Origin of the sequence: Mycolicibacterium wolinskyi, from assembly GCF_002101965.1 — a bacterium.
Classification (GTDB): Bacteria; Actinomycetota; Actinomycetes; order Mycobacteriales; family Mycobacteriaceae; genus Mycobacterium; species Mycobacterium wolinskyi.
The window spans coordinates 25,984-47,232 of the sequence record NZ_LQQA01000015.1 but is presented as its reverse complement, the minus strand read 5'-3'; the positions used below and the strand labels follow the sequence as shown (position 1 = coordinate 47,232).

Genomic DNA, 21,249 nt, shown 5'->3' with positions numbered 1-21,249 from the left:
ATCGGCGGCTGTCTGGCAAATTCGTCGCCGCGGACACGCGCGCACAGGGCGTCGAGGTACGGTATCGGACCCGAGCAACTCGATACGCTGCTCGGGGTGCTCGATGGACGGTGCATGGTCTGCCTTGATTGCCACGCGATGGTTCTCGACACAGCCCGTGCCAGCCGCCAGGTCCGAGGGCTCATCTGTCGGTTCTGCAAGACGCGGGTCGCTACCTACGAGGGGTCCTACGGACCCGACGCCCGGTTCTACACTCCCTGCAGGTGCAGAAAGTCGACGGACAATGAGTGGGAGTCGAGGATCAAAGCCGCGCTCGCCCAGTACCTTTCACGAACAGCGCCAGGTGCCGGCAAGAATCGGGAACATGTCGACATCCTGATTCGGGACCTATCCACGAACGGTCCAGACCCGCTTCGGGTCTGGGACCGTGCCCCATTGACAGCGCTTCCACGACTTCCCGAGATCACCCCATTTGCCGAAACCAATTACGGCGATGTGCTGCCGCTTGCGCGCTCACGCTGTCGTATCGACTGCCGCGATCACCCCGAGCACATCTACATCGCCTGCTTTTCGACCCCCACTACCCTCCGCGATATCGATAAGCGGCACATCTTCATGCATTATGTCGGATGGACAAGGCAGCAACCGCCTGTGCACCGAGTGAAACAGCACGGCAACGCCTGCATGAATGCACTCGTTGCGATCGTGCCCGGCTCAGAGTCCGAAGAGGGAGAAATGAAGGTCAGCGGTGGATGCCCGCGCTGCGGACAACCACTCGGGTCAGGCACTAGATACTAACGAGAGAACGCGTCAACCTGTCTGCGACGACCCCGGATTCGGCGCACGACGCCCTTTTCGACGCCAGAAGTATTCCCGGTTTCTGCTGCGTGATTTCGAATCGTGGCGGCGGTATCGAGTCAGCCGGCCAGGCGTGCCGCACTGCGCCGCAGTTTCCAGCGCGACAAGCTCGCCCCGGGATCGAATCCGGCGATGCTGCTGGACTTTAGGATTGGCGACGTCGGTAGCCAGTAGTGAGAGATGTGATGTTCACAGATCCATTCACCAGCCCATAGAAAATGGCCCTCGGACTTTCGTCCGAGGGCCATTCTCGCTAGTAGCGGGGACAGGATTCGAACCTGCGACCTCTGGGTTATGAGCCCAGCGAGCTACCGAGCTGCTCCACCCCGCGTCGGTGAACACAAGGTTACCGGGGGCGTGTGGCGTGCTCCAAATCGTATGGTCAGTGGGTGTTTTTGCCCGGAAATCACTCGATGAACCGGACGACTTGGCCGCACCGGAACACCCCCGCAGGGTCGTGACGGTCGGCGAGCGCGGCCAGCCAGTGCCGAGTGTCCTCGTCATAGACGCGTGCGGCCCGGCCCGCATCGTGCGATGGCGCGAAGTTCGGCAGCTGACCGCCGGTGGACCATGGCGCGAGTGCGGCCACGAGGGCCTGCGCCTGCCCGCAGACTTCGTCGGCGACGGGTGGGACGGGCACACCGATGATCGTCACCGCATAGGCGGCGTCGCGGTGGCAGAAGGCACTGCGGTGACGGGGCTCACGCGTGAGAGCGCCGCCGAGCATTCTCACTTCCACGATCGTCTGGACGGATCCGGTGTCCGGGCCTGCCGCGGCCAACATGACGTCGACGGCATCAGCGTTGAACTCACGCAGCAGTGTCTGATGTTCGTAGATCGGCATGGGATCGACCGGGTCGGCGTGCACGGCGCCGATGGCCGCATAGGGTTGCACGGCAACGGTATCCAGCAAAGGCGTCGCGACCGCGCGCATGGGCTCCAACAGCCGCTCGGCGCGCGCGAAGTCCCCAACCGCCGTGTAGCGCACCGCGACGGTCAACCGTCCGGACAACGGCTCGGGCACACCGGGCAGCGGCGGAAGTTGTTGCAGGCACATGGATGTGTTGATCGAGTCGGGCAACGCGGCCGACCAGCCGCTCCACGTCCGTAGCACGGCCGCCGCGTCGGCGCCGTCGAAATAGAGTGCACCGCCATAGAATTCGGGGATCGGCAGCAAGTCGATCTCGACCGCGGCGACGATGCCGAGCGTTGACTTGCCACCACGCAGCCCCCAGAACAGCTCGGCGTTCTCGTCGGGCGTCGCGCGCAGCAATTGCCCCTTCCCGGTGACCAACTCGAAGGAGCGTACGTAGTCCGACGACACACCGACGGTGCGGACCAGAGGCCCGATCCCGCTGCCGGTGAGGAATCCGACGACGCCGACGTTGGGTGAGGATCCGCACAATCCGGCGAGGCCGTGTGGCGCGGCCGCGTCGAGCACGTGCTGCCATTTGGCGCCGGCCGCGACTCGGGCGGTGCGGGTGGCCGGATCGACTGTGCAGCTGGTCATTCCGGATGTGACGACGAGAATGGTGTCGCGGGTGACGGCAAGAGCGCCGTGGCCGGTGGCCTGCACGGCGACCCGCAGGCCGCGCGCTGCCGCGAAGCGCACGGTGTTGGCGATGTCGTAGGCGGAAGTCGCCAGGACGACCGCGCCGGGCTCGACGGCTGCGGCCACGTTCCACGGGGTGGCGCGTTCGTAGCCGGCTTCGCCGGGCAGCGCGACGGGTGCAGCGACGTGGGTGCGCAGTTCACCGAGGGCGTCGGCAAGTCCGTCGTGCGGCAGGTCGGTCAGGGTCATCGGATGTCCTCCAAGCAGTCCAGGCGAGTTGCGCACAGCATCGCTCGGCCCGCTTGGCTTTCCCTTGGCGCCGAGCTCAAGAATGTGGCAAGCCGATGCCGCGCGAGCGACCGGGTTTGTACGCCCGGACACGGAGTGTCGGCGTACAGACACGGTCGCTCGCGGTGTCAAGTGATCAGCAGCGCGCGGGCGGCGATGCCGCGCATGCCGAGTGCCTCGGCTTGGCGCGCGACTGTGTGTGCCGCCTCGCGGCGGGCCGGCCCATCGTCGTCGAGCTGGCAGGACAACAGCGCGCACCGCAGCAGTGTGGGGTTGCCGCCGTGGCGGCGGCCGATGTCCTCGGCCCGGGCCAGGTCCGCCAGTGCCCGCTCGCGGTCGCCTTGTAGTGCGTGCAGGCGCGCCGTCGCCAACGAAACCGGTCCGGCAAGGCCGACCTGGCCGATCACCGCGATGCAGTCGATGAACGGTTCGAGTGCGGCCAACAGCGGCGTCGCGTACTCAGTCAGTTCATGATCGGCCGCCAGATGTGCGAGCCAGGTCAGATGGCCGAGGGTGGTCCACACCTCGGCGCGATTCCCGTCGGCGAGCCAGCCGTCGAGCCGCGCGACGGCCTCGGCGCGTGAACCGGTGTCGATCGTGAGCAGCGCGGTGTGGACGAGCGCCTCCATGCTCTGGCCGCCGGTCTCGCTACTGGCGTGCAGGGCTGACCAACCCGGCCCGATCGGTCCGCCCTGTTCGCGCAGCAGTGTCACGACCGCGACGAGCCCGCTACCCGCGACGTAGAGCTCGGTCTGCTCATGGACGTGCGCGGCGATCGCGTGGTGCCGTTGCGCTTCGGCGAAGTCGCCGTGCCACATCGCCAATACTGCTTCCATCCACCGTAATTGGGCCCGCAGCACGGGAAGTTGCAGTTCTTCACTGCCCTCGACGCCGGCTCGCAGATGGTGTTCGGCGAGCGAGACGTCGGCCAGCGTCATGGCAGCCATCGTCGCAACCGAGTGCGCGATCACCGCGTCCTCCCGGGACCTGGTGTGGCGCAAGGAGTTCAACCGCGCGATCCAGTCGAACGTCTGGCGGCTGAAGGAGGCCACGCCGGAGTAGGTGATCAGGCGGCCCATCACGACATCGGCGATGATGTCGGGATCGCCTGTGCTGTCGGCCAATTGCTCGGCCCGGTCGAGGTGCCCGGCGGCCAGTGCCGGATCCGGGTGGTAGCAGAGACCGACGGCGAGCGCAGCGAGCACACGCGCGCCTGCGGCCGGATGCGCGTCGGCCATCCGCGCCGCACGTTCCAGCAACGCCAGCAGCGCGCCGGAATCATCGCCGGGAGCCAGCCACGGCCAGCCCCCACTGGCCCGCAGCAGCGCACTCGCGACCCGGCCCGCCGTCTCGGCCCGCTCGCTGCGCAGCGCGTCGGCAAGGTGACGTTCCACGGTGTCGAGCACCAACCGGCCACGGCCGGCGCGTGAATGCGCTTCCAGCATCGCCACGGTCAGCGCGTCACGCTCGGTATCGCTGCGTGAGGTCGCGGGCAGCCGGTCGTAGGCGTCCAGCGCGGCCTGCCACCAGTTGGCGGCGATGTCCGAGCTCCAGCGCGCGGTCGCCTGCTCGGCGGCCAGCCGGCAAGCTGCGACCACGTCCTGCGGATCGGCCAACGGCTGCGCGGCCACCAGGTGCTGAGCCCGCCGCGGCACCGCATCCTCGGATGCGCTGTCGGCCAGAACCTTTGCCACTTGCGCGTGTAACCGTTGGCGGCGGAGCGCCGGCAGGTCGGCGACAAGGTGCTCGCGTAGGAGCCCATGGGCGAACGCATAGCCGTCACCCGAATGCGCACTCACGATGATGCGTTCGTCGGCTGCGGCGTCGAGATGGTCTGCGAGACTGTCGAAATCCAGACCCGCCACTTGCGCCAGCACCGGAACGGCGTCGGCGTCGATCGCGTCACCGATGATCGCGGCCACGCGCAGCACGCCGAGCACGGCCGGGTCGAGTCCGGCGAGTCGGCGCTCGAGCACCGACTTGACCGCGACCGGTATCTCGCCGCGCTCGGCGCGCGGTAGCCGTGCGTACTCCGAGACGAAGAACGGGTTTCCACCGGTCCGTTCCGCCAGCACGTGTGCCTCGTCGTCGTCGACTCCGTCCTCGGCGATCTGATTGGCAAGTGCGGCAACGTCTTCAGACGACAACGAGGACAGCACGAGGTGGCGATTGCCTTCGCCGCGGGCGACCGTCGCCAACAGGCGGGACACCTCGGCGCTGTGCTCGCCGTCGCGGACCGTCAGCAGCACCGCGACCGGATGTCCCCACAGCGCACCGGCGATGTAGGCCAGACAGGCCGCCGACGTCGAATCCGCCCATTGCACATCGTCGATCACGACGACCACCGGCCGTCGTGCCTGTTCCAACAGCGTCTGTACGCGCTCATAGACGCGGAACCGCGCGGTGTCGGGGTCGGCGTGCGGCGGTACCTCCAGCACCTCGTCGGGATCAGCGCCCAGGCCGCGGACCAGTTGGCGCATCGGCCACCACGGCGGAGCCTGCTCGTCGGGGCACGTCACCCAGATCGCCCCGGCATCGAACCGATCGTCGATCTCCTCGGCCAGGCGGGTCTTGCCGATACCCGGCGGGCCGGACAGCACCAGCCAGCGGGTCTCCCCCGCCCGGACATCGGCGAGAAGGTCTGCGGCCACGGATAATTCGCGATCCCGCCCGATCATCACCGCACGCCGCACCTCGGTTGCCGGAGGCGGCGGCATCGGGCCCGCTGGTGTGTGGACCTCGCCCGCACCGGTCCATTCGGGAGACCGCGGCCACGCCGCCAACTCCGGTGCCTGGCGCAGAATCGCGGTTTGCAGCGCGCGTACCTCCGTTCCCGGTGCGAGGCCGAGTTCGTCATCGAGCAGTCGGGCGTAGCGCCCATAGGATTCGAGCGCGTCCGAAGCGCGGCCGGACCGGTAGAGCGTCAGCATGTGCAACCAGCAGGCGCGGTCGGACAGCGGCTCGGCCGCGCGCAGCTCCACGACGGCGGCCAGCGCCGCGGGTACGCGCCCGAGCGCCAGCAACGCGGTGATGCGGTGATCGACACACTCGGTGCGCATCTCGGCGGCACGGGCGGCGTCCTCGGTAACCCACTCCTGATCCCGCAGGTCGTCGAGAAAGTTGCCGCGCCACAACGCCAGTGCGTCGTCGGCGGCGGTCAGCGCGTCGGCCCAGCGGGCCTCCTCCACCGCCGCGGCGGCCTGCGCGCACCCCGATGCGAACACCGTGAGATCGACGGCATCCGCCGGAACGTCGAGAAAGTAGCCGGGGGGTTGACGCACGATCGGCGATACGGCCGTTTCGTCGCGCAGCGCCCGGCGAAGGTTCGAGATGTAGGCCTGCAAGCTGGCCGTCGCGCTCGCCGGTGGGTCGTCGCCCCACACGGCGTCGATCAGGCGATCGACGGAAACGACACGGCCGTCGGCAAGCAGGAGCATCGCCAGCACGGCACGCTGTTTGGGCGCGCCGATGTCGACGGGCGAGCCTCCGTGCACCACCTGCAACGGCCCCAGCACGCGATAGTGCACCGGGGCATCGTAAATGTCAGCGTCCGGCCGCGCGAGCGACCGTGGTTGTACGCCCGGACACGGAGTGTCGGCGTACAAACACGGTCGCTCGCGGTGCGAAGTTAGCGCGTGCTGTCGAACTTCTTCATCGCGTCGTCGAGGCGCTGCAACGCCTCGCCGTACTCGGCGAAGTCACCGCTGCGCTGTGCTTCCTGCGCGGCGGTCAGCGCCGACTGGACTTCCTGCAGCGCCGCGGCTTTCGGCCCGGAGAGCTGCACCGGACCACTCGGTGGCACCGCGGCTGCCGGCGGCGGGGCCTGGGCCGGCCTGCCGTCCTGGTCGGCAGGCGGTTGCGCGGCGGGCGCCTGCCCGTCGGTCGGCGCCTGCTGCGGTGCGGCCTGCGGCCGGCCGTCGGTCGGGGCGACGTTCGTCGCGGTGGCCGCGGCGCCAGGGCCGAACAGCTCGGTCAGCGCGTCGCCGACCGTCGGGCCGTATCCGACTCGGTCGTTGTACAGCATCGCGACGCGGATCAGGCGCGGGTACGACGAGGCCGCATCACTGGCGCCCGGCGACGCGTACACCGGCGCGACGTAGAGCAGACCGCCGTCGGCCACCGGCAGCGTGAGCAGGTTGCCCCACCGGATCCGGTTCTGGTTGTCGCGGCCGATCACACCGAGGTCCTGGCTGACCGCGGTGTCGGTGCTGATCGCGTTGAACGCCAACTTCGGACCGTTGACCTGGCCCGGAATTGTCAACACGGTGAGCTTGCCGTACGTCGACGGGTCCGAGCTCGCACTCACATAGGCCGCCAGGAAGTCACGCTGGAACCGGTTGAGTGCGCTGGTCAACTGGAACGACGACGAATTATCGTTGCTCGCAAGGTCTCTCGCGACGATGTAGTACGGCGGCTGGAAGCTGCTTGCCGTCGGGTTCGGGTCGAGCGGCACGTCCCAGAAGTCCTGCGCCGAGAAGAACGTGATCGGGTTGTCCACGTGGTACTTGGCCAGCAGGGCCCGCTGCACCTTGAACAGGTCCTCGGGGTAACGCAGGTGGTCCTGCAACTCCTTGGAGATGTCGGCCTTCGGCTTGACGGTGTCGGGGAACACCTTCATCCACGCCTGCAGCACCGGATCGTTCTCGTCCTGGGCGTAGAGCGTGACCGTGCCGTCGTAGGCGTCGACGGTGGCCTTCACCGAGTTGCGGATGTAGGAAACCTGCTTGTCGGGTGCGAGCCGGTTGACCGCGACCTCGTTGGAGTCGGCCGTCGCGCTCGACAGCGTGGTCAACTCCGAATACGGATAGTTGTCGAGGGTCGTGTAGCCGTCGACGATCCACACCATCCGCTTGTTCACGATCGCCGGGTACACGCTCGTGTCGGTGGTCAGCCACGGCGCCACCGCCTCGACGCGCTCGGCCGGGTCACGGTTGAACAGGATCTTGCTGTTCTCGCCGATCACGTTGGAGAACAAGAAGTTCCGTTCGGCGAACTTCGCGGCGAAGACGCTGCGCGTCAGCCAGTTGCCGATCGGCACACCGCCGCTGCCGGTGTAGGTGTAGTTCTTGGTCTCGGTGTTGGTCTCGTAGTCGTACTCGCGGTCGACATCGCCGTTCTTGCCGACGATCGCGTAGTCGGCGGGCGTGTTCGCGATGACCGGGCCGAAGTAGACCCGCGGCTGATCGAGCGGGGCCGGGCCGGGCGACACGACACTGCCGTTGGCGCCAACCACGCTGGCCAGGAACTCGGGGTAGCCGCCGTTCTGGTTGGGGTCGTTGGCGATTCCGCGCACCGTGTTGGCCGGCGAGGCGATGAAGCCGTTGCCGTGGGTGTAGACGGTGTGGCGGTTGATCCAGTCGCGCTGGTTGTCGATCAACCGGTCCGGGTTGAGCTCACGGGCCGCGACCACGAAGTCACGCAGATTGCCGTCCGGGCCGACATAGCGGTCCATCGCCAGCTGGTCGGGGAAGAAGTAGAAGTTCTTGCCCTGCTGGAACTGTGTGAAGGCGGGGCTGACGATCGTCGGGTCGAGCAGCCGGATGTTCGACGTGGTCGCCCGGTCGGCGGCGACCTGGGCCGCCGTCGTCTGACCGCTGCTCTCGTAGTTGCGATACGTCACGGTCTCGTCGGTCAGCCCGTACGCCTGCCTGGTCGCCGCGATGCTGCGACTGATGTACTCGCTCTCCTTCTGCGCGGCGTTGGGCTTGACGCTGAACTGCTCGACGATCAGCGGCCAGCCCGCACCCACCACGAGCGAGCTCAGCAGCAGCAGCGCCACGCCGATCGCCGGAATCCGCAGATCCCGCAGCACGATTGCCGAGAACACCGCCACCGCACAGATCACCGCGATGGCCAGCATGATGAGCTTGGCCGGCAGCACGGCATTGATGTCGGTGTAGCCGGCACCGGTGAACGGCTTGGCCGCGCGGGTGTTGCTGAGCAGCTCGTAGCGGTCCAGCCAGTAGGCGAACGCCTTGAGCAGGATGAGCGTGCCGACCAGGCTGATGAGCTGGATGCGCGCGGCGCGGCTGAGCGCACCGGTGCGACCGGTCAGCCGGATGCCGCCGAACAGGTAGTGGCCCAGCAGGTTCGCGACGAACGCCAGGAACGTCGCCACGAACAGGTAGCTCAGCACCAGCCGGTAGAACGGCAGATCGAATGCATAGAAGCCGAGGTCCTTGCCGAACTGCGGATCGGTGACGCCGAAATCGCCGCCGTGCAGGAACAGCTGGATGCGCACCCAGTAGCTCTGCGCGACGATGCCGGCGAGCAGCCCGATGAAGACCGGAATGCCGATGCCGAACAGCCGCAGCCGCGCCATCACGGTGGTGCGGTAGCGGGCCACCGGGTCGTTGGGGCCTGCCGTCGGCACGAAGACCGGACGGGTCCGGTAGGCCAGGGCCAGGCCGGCGAAGACGATCGCGCCGATCAGCACCGACACCACGAGGAACACGATGATCCGGGTGGCCAGGACGGTGGTGAACACCGACCGGTACCCGAGCTCGCCGAACCACAGCCAGTCGACATAGGTGTCGATGAACCTCGGCCCGATGAGCAACAGCAGCACCGCGACCAGTGCCAGGCCGATGAGAATCCGGCTACGTCGCGTCAGCTTCGGCATCCTTGCCGCGGGCCGCATACCCACTCGTCAACTCCAGTCTCAGATTCTTCGAAACGTGACGAGCCCCATGCGGCCCGACCGATTTTCTACAACTCTAGTCATGTGCCGACGACATGCGGCTCAGCAGCGAGGAGGTTCGCCACCAGCGGAAAGCGTGTGCAAGGCGTCGACGGCTCCGGTGAGGGTTTCCACCTTCACCAACTCCAGCCCGTCCTGCGGTGCCGAACGGGCCTCCGTGCAGTTGTCGGCGGGCACCAGAAACACCGTGGCGCCGGCCTCCCTGGCGGCGAGCATCTTGTGGGTGATGCCGCCGATCGACCCGACCTTGCCGTCCCCGGTGATGGTTCCGGTGCCCGCGACGAACTTGCCGTCGTTGAGATCGCCGGTGGTCAGCTTGTCGACAACGGCCAGGCTGAACATGAGGCCCGCCGACGGCCCGCCGATGTTGGCCAAGTTGAAGTCGATGTCGAACGGCGCCCATGGCGCGTCGAGCACCCCGATGCCCAGATAGCCGTAGTCACGGTCGGGGTTGTCGCCGAGCGTGATGGTGGCGACACCGGCCGGGGCGTTCTTGCGGCGGTAGTCGATGACGAGCGTGTCGCCCGGCTTGGTGGCCTTGAGGATGGCCTGGAATTCGTCGAGGTTGGCGACGGGCTTGCCGTTGACTCCGTCGATCGCGTCACCGTCGTGCAGCTTGCCCGCCGACGGCCCGGGATCGGTGACGCCCTGCACCGTCACCGCCATCGGGTACTTCAGGAAGGACAGTGCGGCGTATTCGGCACTATCCTCGGAGCTCTTGAAATCGGCGGTGTTCTCCTCGTCGATCTCGTCCTTGGACTTGTCCGGCGGATAGACGAGGTCGCGCGGGACCAGCTGCTCGCGACCCGACATCCACAGCGTGAGCGCCTGCCCCAGCGTCAGACCGTCGCGCTGCGACACCGTCGTCATGTTCAGATGCCCCGTCGTGGGGTGGACATTCGCGTCCGGCCCCTCGATGTCGACCACCTGCTTGCCTTCGACCTCGCCGAGGGTGTCGAACGTCGGACCGGGCCCCAGCGACACGAAGGGAACCTTCACCACCGACAGCAGCACGCCGAACGCCACGAGGGGCACCAGCGCGACCAGCAGCGTCAAAATCCGCCTGTTCACGCCGCCCACAGTAAAGCCTGCGGTTACAGGTTCACTTAGAGCGTGACCCGCACGGGCACGCGGACACCCCGGCATGAGTACCGTTGAGGGTATGGCTGACCTGCCCTTCGGCTTCTCCGCCGGGGATGACCCCGACAAAGACAAGCCCAAAAAGGACCCCGATTCGGGGTCCGGCCCGACCAATCCCGGACCTGGTCCGGGGTCGGATCCGTTCGGCTTCGGCACGGCCGGGGGCAACTTCAACATGGGCGACCTCGGCCAGATCTTCACCAAGCTCGGCGAGATGTTCAGCGGCGCGGGCGGCGCGATGGCCGGCGGCAAGTCGGGGCCGGTGAACTACGACCTGGCCCGGCAGTTGGCGTCGAGCTCGATCGGCTTCGTGGCGCCGGTGCCGGAGAAGACCCGTGGCGCGGTGGCCGACGCCGTCCGGTTGGCCGAGACGTGGCTCGACGGGGTGACGCCGTTGCCCGAGGGTACGACGAAGGCCGTGGCCTGGACGCCCAGCGACTGGCTCGACAACACGCTGGAGACCTGGAAGCGGTTGTGTGATCCGGTGGCCGAGCAGATTTCGGCGGTCTGGGCCTCGGCGCTGCCCGAGGAAGCCAGGAGCATGGCGGGGCCGCTGCTGGCCATGATGTCGCAGATGGGCGGCATGGCGTTCGGCTCGCAGCTCGGGCAGGCGTTGGGCAAGTTGTCGCGAGAAGTGTTGACCTCCACCGACATCGGGCTTCCCTTGGGACCCAAGGGCGTGGCCGCGCTGATGCCGGAAGCGGTCGAATCGCTGGCCGAGGGGCTCGAACGCCCACGCAGCGAGATCCTGACATTCCTGGCCGCTCGCGAAGCCGCCCACCACCGGCTGTTCAGCCACGTGCCGTGGCTGTCGAGCCAGCTCCTCGGTGCCGTCGAGGCGTTCGCCAAGGGCATGAAGGTCGACATGTCGGGCATCGAGGACTTCGCCCGCGGGTTCAACCCAGCGTCGCTGAGCGATCCGTCGGAGATGGAGCAGCTGCTCAACCAGGGCATCTTCGAGCCGAAGGCCACACCCGAGCAGGAGGCCGCGCTGGAGCGGCTCGAAACTCTGCTCGCGCTCATCGAGGGCTGGGTGCAGACCGTCGTCAGCGCTGCACTCGGCGACCGCATCCCCGGCACGTCGGCACTGTCGGAGACCCTGCGGCGGCGCCGTGCGACCGGCGGCCCGGCCGAACAGACCTTCGCCACGCTCGTCGGCCTCGAACTGCGCCCCCGCAAGATGCGGGAAGCCGCTGCCTTGTGGGAACGGCTGACCGAGGCCGTCGGCTCCGATGCCCGCGACGGCGTGTGGCAACACCCCGACCTGCTGCCGAACTCGTCCGATCTCGACGAACCCGCCGGATTCATCGACCGGATGGTCGGCGGCGACACGAGCGGCATCGACAGCGCCTTGGAGCAGGCTTTCGAACAGGGCCTGGCCGACCTGGAGAAGGAACAGGGCAAGGGCCCTGACGAGGGCCCGGAAAAGGGCGAAGACAAGCCCGACAACTGACGCCGACTTGTGCCTGTGGATAACTGAATCGCCACACCCGCTGGACATGGCAGAGTCGTCGCATGACGGCGCGCTATGTGTTGGCGGCGGACAAGCCGGTATTGCTGCGGCCCGACGGCGCAGTTCAGATCGGCTGGGATCCGCGGCGCGCGGTGCTCGTGCACCCACCGGCAGGAACGACGCAAAGCCAGCTCGCCGCCCTGCTGCGGGCACTGCAGGCCGGGATCAGCCGGGACGACTTGACCACTGCGGCAGCGCAGTTCGGCTTTCCTGACAGCGCAGCGCTCGACGAGGTGATCGCCGCGCTCGCCGCAGCGGCGCTGCTCACCGTCCCTCCTGCACCCCCGGCGCGCACGGCATCGATTCGCATCCACGGCCGAGGACCGCTGTCGGAGCTGATGGCCAGTGCGTTGCGCTGCTCGGGCGCCAGAGTCCGGCGCAGCGCCCAGCCACACGCGGCGGCGGTCCCCGATCAGACCGATCTGGTGGTGCTGGCCGACTACCTGATCACCGAACCGCGCGTGGTGCGCGAGCTGCACCGCACCGGCGTCGCACACCTTCCCGTCCGGGTACGGGATGGCGCCGGACTCGTCGGTCCACTGGTCCTGCCCGGCGTGACCAGCTGCCTGCAATGCGCTGACCTGCACCGCAGCGACAAAGACGCGGCCTGGCCCGCGGTCGCCGCACAGTTGCGCGGGGCGGTTGGCAGCGCGAACCGCGCCACTCTCCTGGCCACCGCCGCGCTCGCGCTGCGTCAGGTCGATCTCGTGATTCGCGCCGTCGGCGACGCCGCCGCGCCCGCAACCGATCCGCCGCCGACCCTGAACACCACGCTCGAACTCGACGCCGACGGCTACTCGATCGTCGCGCGCCGCTGGTCACGGCATCCGGAGTGCCCCTGTTGAAAACGAATGTTGCCAGTTGGTTGTGGGCCGTTCAGCCGAGTCGTGGATGATGGTCTGGTGTCTGACATCAAACGGGGAAGCGTCGCCCGAAATGCGAAGCTGGCTAGCCTGCCCGTCGGCATGGCCGGCCGCGCCGCGTTGGGCTTCGGCAAACGCCTGACCGGCAAGTCCAAGGATGAAGTCACCGCTGAGCTGATGGACAAGGCCGCTCAGCAATTGTTCACCGTTCTGGGCGAGCTCAAGGGCGGCGCCATGAAGGTGGGCCAGGCGCTGTCAGTGATGGAAGCCGCCATCCCCGAGCAATACGGCAAACCGTATCGCGAGGCACTCACCAAACTGCAGAAAGACGCTCCCCCGCTGCCGGCGGCCAAGGTGCATCGCGTCCTCGACGCGCAGCTGGGCACCAAGTGGCGTGACCGGTTCACCTCGTTCGACGACACTCCGGTGGCCTCGGCCAGCATCGGCCAGGTGCACAAGGGCATCTGGTCGGACGGCCGCGAGGTCGCCGTCAAGATCCAGTACCCCGGTGCGGACGAGGCATTGCGCGCCGACCTCAAGACCATCCAGCGGCTCGTCGGCGTGTTCAAGCAACTCGCGCCCGGCGCCGACATCCAAGGCGTGGTCGACGAGCTCATCGAACGCACCGAGATGGAGCTGGACTACCGGCTGGAAGCCGACAACCAGCGTGCGTTCGCCAAGGCCTATCGCAACGACCCGCACTTCGCCGTCCCCGCCGTCATCGCGAGCGCGCCGAAAGTCGTTATCGCCGAATGGATGGACGGCATCCCGATGTCCGTGATCATCCGCGAGGGCACGCCCGAACAGCGCGATCTGATGGGCACGCGCCTCACCGAACTCACCTTCGGGGCGCCGGCGCGGCTCGACATGATGCACGGCGACGCGCATCCCGGCAATTTCATGCTGCTGCCCGACGGCCGCATGGGCGTCATCGACTTCGGCGCCGTCGCACCGTTGCCCGGCGGATTCCCGCCCTCGCTCGGCTTGACGATCCGGCTGGCCCGCGACAAGGACTACGACCAGCTGATCCCGGTCATGGAAGGCGCCGGCTTCATCCAGAAGGGCCAACAGGTTTCGGTGCAGGAAGTCGACGACATGCTGCGCCAGTACGTCGAACCCATCGAGGTCGACGTCTTCCACTACACCCGCCGGTGGATCCAGCGGATGGCCGCCGGCCAGATGGACAACTCGGTCGCCCAGATCAAGATGGCCCGCCAACTCGATCTGCCGCCCAACCTCGCGATCCCATTGCGCGTGATCGCATCGACGATCGCGATCTGCTGCCAACTAGACGCCCATGTGCCAGTGAAAGCCATTGCCACAGAATTGGTTCCGGGCTTCGCCGAGGAAGCGGCCTAGCTGGTCTTTGCGCGCCTGCCTGGTGTGCTTGCGTTTTGCTTGCGTGCTTGCGCTTGGCTGCGGTTGCTCGGCTGGCCCGCGATTGTCACGCCAGAGTAACACCCGGCCACCCGAGCCACTCCAGCGTGACAAACAGCAGCGAGCACACCACACAACACCCCGGCACACCCGCCACTGTCACGCCAGAGTGACACCCGACCACCCGAGCCACTCCAGCGTGACAAACAGCAGCGAGCACACCACACAACACCCCGGCACACCCGCCACTGTCACGCCAGAGTGACACCCGACCCCCCGAGCCACTCCAGCGTGACAAACAGCAGCGAGCACACCACACAACACCCCGGCACACCCGCCACTGTCACGCCAGAGTGACACCCGACCACCCGAGCCACTCCAGCGTGACAAACAGCAGCGAGCACACCACACAACACCCCGGCACACCCGCCACTGTCACGCCAGAGTGACACCCGACCACCCGAGCCACTCCAGCGTGACAAACAGCAGCGAGCACACCACACAACACCCCGGCACACCCGCCACTGTCACGCCAGAGTGACACCCGACCACCCGAGCCACTCCAGCGTGACAAACAGCAGCGAGCACACCACACAACACCCCGGCACACCCGCCACTGTCACGCCAGAGTGACACCCGACCACCCGAGCCACTCCAGCGTGACAAACGGCAGCGGGCACACCACACAACACCCCGGCACACCCGCCGTTGTCACACCAGAGTGACACCCGGCCACCCGAGCCACTCCAGCGTGACAATGGCGGGCAAACCAGACCCCGGCACGCACGCCAACGGCGCGCAGGCGCCCGCAGCCGAGCGAAACCTACAGCGACAGCGGACGATTGGCTGAGTCGAGATGCTCGACGGTGGTGAACACCAAATCGTCTGACCCGACGTTCTCGATGTCGTGGAGGAGGAATTCGCCCTCGACGAAGTGGAAGTGGCGGGTTTCACCGGCGGCGTAGGACACTTCGCGGGTGGTGCCGTCGGCGGTGTGTTGACGGCTGCGGCCGGCGTTGACCGCGGTCCAGAAGTAGTCGAGCACATGGCGGTGGGCGTGGAACCGCTCCCCCGGTGCCAGCCGGATCTCCCACACTCGCACGCGTTCGTTCTGGCTGAGCAGCCGTGACCCGACATGCCCGTCGTGGGCGTGGGTGTCGAACTCGGCCCGCAGCTCGGGTGTCCAGCCCTCGAAGTCGGTGGCCACGAGGGTGCCCGCGAGTGGCGCGTCGGTCAGGTATTCGTGTGTGCTGGTCAACTTTTCGTCCTTTCGTTGTTACCGGCCCGGCCCGTACAGGCCGAACCGCAGATCCGGGTCGCCGGGCGTCCAGGTGCACGAGACCTGTGACCGGGTGCCCATGTCCTTGACCCGACGCAGGAGCCGTTGCCCGAGTTCGAGTTGTCCCGGCTCCCATTTCGCGAGCGCCTCGGCGATGTCACCGGAGTCGGCGAGTGCGTCGAACAACGCCCACGCATTGGCCGCTGCCTTCGCCGTGCCGGCCGCCGCATGGGGCCGCGCGGCACTGGCAGCATCGCCGATCAGCGCGACTCGGCCCAACGCCATCCGGTCGACGCCGGCGTCGTATACCGCCTGCAGGTACGGCTGCTCGGTGCGGTTGACGACCTCGGCCGCCGCCGGAGCCAGCAACTCTGTTGCTGCCGAGCGCATTTCGCCGACGAAGCGATCCTGAACCTGGCCCGCGTGAAGTGACACCTTGGTGGGAAATCCGCGGGTGTCGGTCATCAGTTCGTCGAGCTCGTGACCTTCGGCGACATTGCGATACCAGACGTAGTTGAGCAACCGCTCGCCGACCGCGAGGCCACCGTCGTGGGACGGGATCGGGTAGATGACGATGTGCGTGTGGGGCGCGACGCTGTAGGTGATCGAATCACGCATCAGCTCAAAGGTTTCGCGTGACACCTCGGATTCCGGCACGGTGCCGCGCCAGCCCACGTAGCCGGAGTACACCAGATCGGTGCCGGGTGAGATTCGCCGCCGGCTCGGCGAGGTGATGCCGTCGGCGAACACGACGAGGTCACCGCGCTCGCGGCGACCGGACGCGAAGCGCACCTCGACGCCGTCGGCATCTTCGTCGAATCCGGCGGCATATTCGCCGAGGTGATAGTCGGCTGTTCCGAAGTCGGCGAGCAGGGCCCGGTAGAACGTGCCCCACGACGTGTAGCGCCACGGGGCCGCCGCGCGATGGAGCACACCATTGGCAGCGTCGAGATACTGGACGTATTCGGTGGCCGTGCTGACCTGTTCGGGATGCTGTGTGCTGCACTCGGCGAACCAGCGCAACGTGTCTGGCTGCAGGACGATGCCGCCGCCGCGGTGCTCGAGTGCGGTGGGGGTCCGTTCGAACACCGACACGTCAAAGCCCAGGCGGCGCAACAACAATGCCGTCGTCAGGCCACCGATCGAACCGCCGATGACCAGGGCGCGGTGCCCACTCCAGTCCTGCCGGGTCGAGCCGCGGTCGATGTGCTCAGGCATGTGTCTCTCCTTCGTCGAGGCCGAGGAATCGGCGTGCGTTGCGTGCCAGCAGGTCGTCGGTGAGCCCTGCGGCGCGCGGAAGTTCCAGCGGACGGGCCACACCCATGTCGAACGGGTAATCGCTGCCGCACATCAGATGGTCCGGATCGGCATGTGCCCGTAGCAGTTCCAGCGTCGGCCCGTCATGGGTCAGGGTGTCGAACCACAATCCGGCGAAGCCCTCGGCCGGCGGACGGCCGCCGCCGCTGCGCACATCGGCCCGCTGCTGCCAACCGTGCTGCCAGCGGCCGAGCAGCGCCGGTGCGCAGCCACCGCCGTGCAACAGGCAGATGCGAAGGTCGGGCAGCTTGTCGAGGACGCCGCCGAGCACCAATGCCGCTGCCGCGGTTGCCGTCTCGGTCGGATTGCCGATCAGGTTCGCCAGGTAGTACGACGACCACTCCGGTCGCGGCAGCTGCATCGGGTGCACCAGCACGGCCAGTCCGCGGTCGGCCGCGATCTCGACCACCTCGCGCAGCGGTCCGGCATCGAACGTCGTCGCACCCAAGAGCGGTGGTACGGCGATGCCGCGCAACAACTCCGAACGTTTGATCGTATCCATCTGTGCGGCCGCCGCGGCGGGATCGTGCAGCGACACCAGGCCGAGCCCGAGCAGCCGGCCATCGCTGTCGCGGCACACGCGCGCCAGGTGCTCGTTGAACGACCCGACGTATTCGGCCACACCGGCCGCGTCGGCCACCGGGAACGCGAACGGCGGCGCCGACAGCACCCGCGACGCGAGCCCGGCCGCATCGGTGTCGGCGAGCACGCGGTCGGCGTCGCTCATCGCCGCGGTCTCGATGGACAACGGCAGGTCACCCAGATGCAGTTGCCCGTCACGGCCGTTCAACGGCGGAACCGGTGAGCCGGGAGGCAGTGAGAACAGCTCCTCGGGCAGCCAGTGTGCGTGCACGTCGACGCTCATGCCGCGACCTCCAGTGCCTCGAAGCGGGCGAGCACTTCGGCTTGCAGCACCGCCACCGCCGGGTCGGATGCGCGTCGCGGCCGGGGCAGGTCGACCTCGATGATCTCGTGGATCCGTCCACCGGGGGCCAGCACCACGATCCGGTCGGAGAGCTGCACGGCCTCGGTCACGTCGTGGGTCACGAACATGACCGTGCGGCGCGTCTCCAGCCAGATCCGTTCCAGGTGCTCGCGCAGCGTGCGCGAGGTCATGGCGTCGAGGTGGCTGAACGGTTCGTCCATCAACAGCACATCGGGCTCGACGGAGAAGGCCCTGGCGATGCCGATGCGCTGTTGCTGCCCGCCGGAAAGCTGTGCGGGATAACGCTCACCGACGTGACCGAGGCCGACCAGGTCGAGGTAGTGCTGCGCACGCTGCTCCCAGCCGTCGCGCTCGCGCTGGACGAATCCGAGGTTGCCCATGACGGTGCGCCACGGCAGCAGTCGCGGATCCTGGAACACGTACCCGACGCGGGCATCCCGCTCGCCCGAGCGCAAACGGACCGATCCCGACGTGTGGGTCTCGATGCCGGAGACGATGTTGAGCAGCGTGGTCTTGCCGCTGCCGGACGGCCCGACGACCGATACGAAGGTCTCGCCGGAGATGGTCAGGTCGATACCGTTGAGCACGCAGGTGCGATGGCCGTGCCGGTCATGGAAATCCTTGACCAGGCTGCGAACTTCGATGGATGCCATGTGATGTCTCGCTTTCGTTGGGAAGGGATCAGGCCGAGCGCCAGCGGGTGACGTAGCGCTCGAGCGGGCCGAGGATCAGCTGATCGGCGATGACGAGCAGCAGCACGAATACGAGCACCCACGCGAAGAAACCGTCGAGTTGGTTGGCGTCGTACCAGTAGCGCGAGCGCCAGCCCACGCCGGACGTGGAGCCGAACCACTCGGCCAACAGCAGCCCGTTCCAGGCGCTCATGATCGCGAACCGCACGGCCGCCACACTGGAGCCGGCGACGGCGGGCGCCACGACCTGCCGCAGCACCTGCACCCGCGGCACCCCGAATGCGCGCGCCATGAGCACCAGATCGGCAGGCACCGCACGGGTCGCCTTGGCGATGTTGACGACGACGAACGGCAAGCCGGACAGGAAAACCGTGGTAACCGGTGTGAGCCAACCGAATCCGAACCACATGGTGGTCAACAGCGCCCAGATCACCGCGGGGATCGCCAACCCGGCCATCGTGAGGTCGGAGAAGGCGAGATCGGCCAACCGCGACAATCCCATCAGTACGCCGAGCGCCGCACCGACGACGAGGGCGAGCGCCAGGCCGAGCAGAAATCTGTTGGTGCTGATGGCGAGTTGGTGCCACAGCTGACCTGCCGCCTGCTCGGCGGCCAACCGGTCGAGGGTGTCGGCCGGGGACGGAACCCGGTTGCCGACGACGACGGCGACCTGCCATCCGGCGACGAGCGTGGCCACCGCGGCCAGCACGGCGATCGCTGACGAGGTGTGGGCTTTGACCCGGCGCCGGAACTGTACCGGCAGTGCGCTGGTGGTCATGCGATTTCCTTCCGCCAGGCGAAGAACCGGTTCTCCAGATGGGCCAGTGCGCGTTCGATGAGGATCATCGCGACGATGAACAGCATGGTCCAGGCCAGCATGTCGTCGACCTGGAACTCCTGGTAGGCGCGGCGGATCATGAAGCCGACACCGTCGCGCGCGCCGAACACCTCGGTGAGCGCCTCGACCTTCCAGGCCATCGCGAATCCGTAACGCACACCGGCGAATACGAACGTCACCAGGGCTGGCAGGTAGAGGTGGCGCGCGATGTCCCACCGGTTGCGTTCGAACGCGCGGCACATGTCGAGCAGCTTGCCGTCCACCGACCGCACACCCTCGGCGACGTTCATCGCGATGAACGGCAGCGCCACGAGCGCGGACACGACGATCGGCCCGGTCGCGCCGACGCCGAAGATCAGCAGGCCGAACACCGCGTACGTCAGCCCGGGCATGTTGCCGATGACGAACAACGGCAACGAGAAGTACGAGGTCATGAACGAGCTTCGGCCCATGAGGAATCCGACGACCAGGCCGCCGATCATGGCCAGCGCGAATCCGACGGCGATCTTGCCGATGCTGGAAGCGAAGTTGGTGACCGCCTCCCCCGACATCGTGATCGCGACGACGCGGCCGAACACCTCGCCCGGCGAGGGCACGATGGGGTCGTCGATCCAGGCGGCGACCGCGGCCCAGGCGCAGACCGCCGCCGCCAGCGAGATGAGCGAGGTCATCCACCGGGCCGGCCCACGCGACCCGCCGGCGACAGACGGCTTCCGGGTTCGGGCTGGCGCGGCCGACTCGGGTTCGGGTGGGGCGATGGTCGATGATTGGGTCACTTGTCGACTCCTTCGGTCGGCAGGAAGTCCGGGTCCTTGACGTCGTCACCGATGACCCCGGTCTTGCGCATCAGGTCGAAGATCGAACTCTCGTCGGTGGCCCACTGCTCGTCGAATCGGACATCGTCGACCACCCAGTCGTGCTGGGCGACATAATCTTTCATGAACGCGATGTCGACAGGCGATTCGACGGCGAAATGCTGCGGGTAGCGTTCGATGATCTCGTCGCGGTGCGCGCGCCATTCGGCCAGCCCGCGGTTCCACAGATCGAGGAACTCCGACACCTCGCGGGGGTGGTTCTCGACCCAGTCGCGTCGCGCGACGAAAACGTTGCCCATCGGGCCGTCGTGGCCGGGCGCGTTCGTTTCGGCGAACAACTCGGCCGAGGATTTCCCGTCGTAGAGCGGGCGCACGGTCTGCTCTCTCAGTTCGCGTGCGGACAGATCCGGGTAGCAGATGCACGCGTCGATCTCGCCGCGCGCCAACAGGTTCGACAGGTTCTGGATATCGGCCACGACGAGGTCGAAATCGCCTCCCCCACTGCGCAGATCGAGATCGTGCAGTTCCTTGACGAGGGCGCTCCACACCAGCGTGCCCGACACCGTGGTGAACACCCCGAGTCGTTTGCCTTTCAGATCGGCGAGCGATTGCGCGGGATCGTCTGCGCGCACCAGGATTCGGCTGCGCTCGGAGTTGTAGCGCCCGATCACCACGGTGTCGCGCTCGGTCTGCTCCTCGAGGCCGGGCACCTCGAACGACGCTGACGAGATGATGTCGGCGTGGCCGCCGGCGAACAGGCCGAACTCGTCCCATGTCGCGCTCGTCTCGATCCGCACGCCGTTCTGCTGCTCGAACTCCTCGAGCAGCCCGGTGTCGTTCATGTAGTCCCAGACCGGATCGGGCGCGAACGTGAAGCGGATGACGCCGTCTTGCGCGGCGCGTGACGAGGCCGGGCCGCCGAGGCCGGCTGCGCAGCCGGCGGTGCCCGCCACCGTCACTGCCGCCAGTCCCCATGCGAGCACGGACCGGAGCCGTCGGCCGCGTAGTGGGTTTCGCAACGGAGAACCTCCTTGATCACCGTCTGTGACGGCTGTCACCGTCGCACCCCAA

14 protein-coding genes and 1 tRNA gene are annotated in these 21,249 nt (G+C 67.5%); 3 read left to right on the top strand and 12 right to left on the bottom strand.

What is annotated here, in order from left to right; all coding sequences use genetic code 11:
- Window positions 1–1,115 precede the first annotated feature (1,115 nt).
- The 5 genes from AWC31_RS14610 to AWC31_RS14590 form a co-directional block, all read right to left on the bottom strand.
- Window positions 1,116–1,189 (bottom strand) — tRNA-Met (locus tag AWC31_RS14610).
- A 75-nt stretch (window positions 1,190–1,264) separates the two neighbouring features.
- Complete coding sequence (locus AWC31_RS14605) at window positions 1,265–2,659, bottom strand: FAD-binding oxidoreductase (protein ID WP_085144910.1); 1,395 nt, start codon at window positions 2,657–2,659, stop codon at window positions 1,265–1,267.
- A gap of 167 nt (window positions 2,660–2,826) precedes the next feature.
- A complete protein-coding gene (locus AWC31_RS14600; RefSeq protein ID WP_234816859.1) occupies window positions 2,827–6,225 on the bottom strand; it encodes an ATP-binding protein in 3,399 nt (1,132 codons plus the stop codon).
- Window positions 6,226–6,326: 101 nt separating this feature from the next.
- Window positions 6,327–9,344 (bottom strand): UPF0182 family protein, encoded by a 3,018-nt coding sequence (locus AWC31_RS14595; protein WP_085144909.1) that lies wholly within the window; start codon window positions 9,342–9,344, stop codon window positions 6,327–6,329.
- Window positions 9,345–9,440: 96 nt separating this feature from the next.
- The gene (locus tag AWC31_RS14590; protein ID WP_067856411.1) at window positions 9,441–10,469 is read right to left on the bottom strand and encodes a YlbL family protein; all 1,029 of its coding nucleotides are present in this window, start codon (window positions 10,467–10,469) and stop codon (window positions 9,441–9,443) included.
- Window positions 10,470–10,560: 91 nt separating this feature from the next.
- Between AWC31_RS14590 and AWC31_RS14585 the strand changes: the two genes are divergently transcribed.
- From AWC31_RS14585 to AWC31_RS14575, 3 genes are all read left to right on the top strand, one after another.
- The gene (locus AWC31_RS14585) at window positions 10,561–11,991 is read left to right on the top strand and encodes a zinc-dependent metalloprotease (RefSeq protein ID WP_085144908.1); all 1,431 of its coding nucleotides are present in this window, start codon (window positions 10,561–10,563) and stop codon (window positions 11,989–11,991) included.
- Window positions 11,992–12,053: 62 nt separating this feature from the next.
- The gene (locus AWC31_RS14580; protein WP_085144907.1) at window positions 12,054–12,896 is read left to right on the top strand and encodes a cyclodehydratase; all 843 of its coding nucleotides are present in this window, start codon (window positions 12,054–12,056) and stop codon (window positions 12,894–12,896) included.
- 42 nt (window positions 12,897–12,938) lie between these two features.
- Entirely contained in the window at window positions 12,939–14,273 is a 1,335-nt protein-coding gene (locus AWC31_RS14575) for a macrolide-binding ATPase MABP-1 (RefSeq protein ID WP_085144906.1), read from the top strand.
- Between the two features lie 841 nt (window positions 14,274–15,114).
- On the opposite strand, the gene AWC31_RS14570 is transcribed toward AWC31_RS14575, so the two are convergent.
- From AWC31_RS14570 to AWC31_RS14540, 7 genes are read right to left on the bottom strand one after another with little or no spacing between them, the layout of a single operon-like run.
- Window positions 15,115–15,549 (bottom strand): cupin domain-containing protein, encoded by a 435-nt coding sequence (locus tag AWC31_RS14570; protein ID WP_085144905.1) that lies wholly within the window; start codon window positions 15,547–15,549, stop codon window positions 15,115–15,117.
- 18 nt (window positions 15,550–15,567) lie between these two features.
- Window positions 15,568–16,788, bottom strand: a complete 1,221-nt coding sequence (locus AWC31_RS14565; RefSeq protein ID WP_085144904.1) for an FAD binding domain-containing protein — start codon at window positions 16,786–16,788, stop codon at window positions 15,568–15,570.
- Window positions 16,781–17,752, bottom strand: a complete 972-nt coding sequence (locus tag AWC31_RS14560; RefSeq protein WP_085144903.1) for an amidohydrolase family protein — start codon at window positions 17,750–17,752, stop codon at window positions 16,781–16,783. The genes AWC31_RS14565 and AWC31_RS14560 overlap by 8 nt, the downstream gene beginning before the upstream one ends.
- Window positions 17,749–18,486 carry an ABC transporter ATP-binding protein gene (locus AWC31_RS14555; RefSeq protein WP_085144902.1) on the bottom strand — a complete coding sequence of 246 codons (738 nt, stop codon included), beginning with the start codon at window positions 18,484–18,486 and terminating at the stop codon, window positions 17,749–17,751. The genes AWC31_RS14560 and AWC31_RS14555 overlap by 4 nt, the downstream gene beginning before the upstream one ends.
- 28 nt (window positions 18,487–18,514) lie before the next feature.
- Window positions 18,515–19,303 carry an ABC transporter permease gene (locus tag AWC31_RS14550; RefSeq protein WP_085144901.1) on the bottom strand — a complete coding sequence of 263 codons (789 nt, stop codon included), beginning with the start codon at window positions 19,301–19,303 and terminating at the stop codon, window positions 18,515–18,517.
- A complete protein-coding gene (locus AWC31_RS14545) occupies window positions 19,300–20,139 on the bottom strand; it encodes an ABC transporter permease (RefSeq protein ID WP_234816858.1) in 840 nt (279 codons plus the stop codon). The genes AWC31_RS14550 and AWC31_RS14545 overlap by 4 nt, the downstream gene beginning before the upstream one ends.
- Window positions 20,136–21,197 carry an ABC transporter substrate-binding protein gene (locus AWC31_RS14540; RefSeq protein ID WP_085145454.1) on the bottom strand — a complete coding sequence of 354 codons (1,062 nt, stop codon included), beginning with the start codon at window positions 21,195–21,197 and terminating at the stop codon, window positions 20,136–20,138. The genes AWC31_RS14545 and AWC31_RS14540 overlap by 4 nt, the downstream gene beginning before the upstream one ends.
- Window positions 21,198–21,249: the final 52 nt, after the last annotated feature.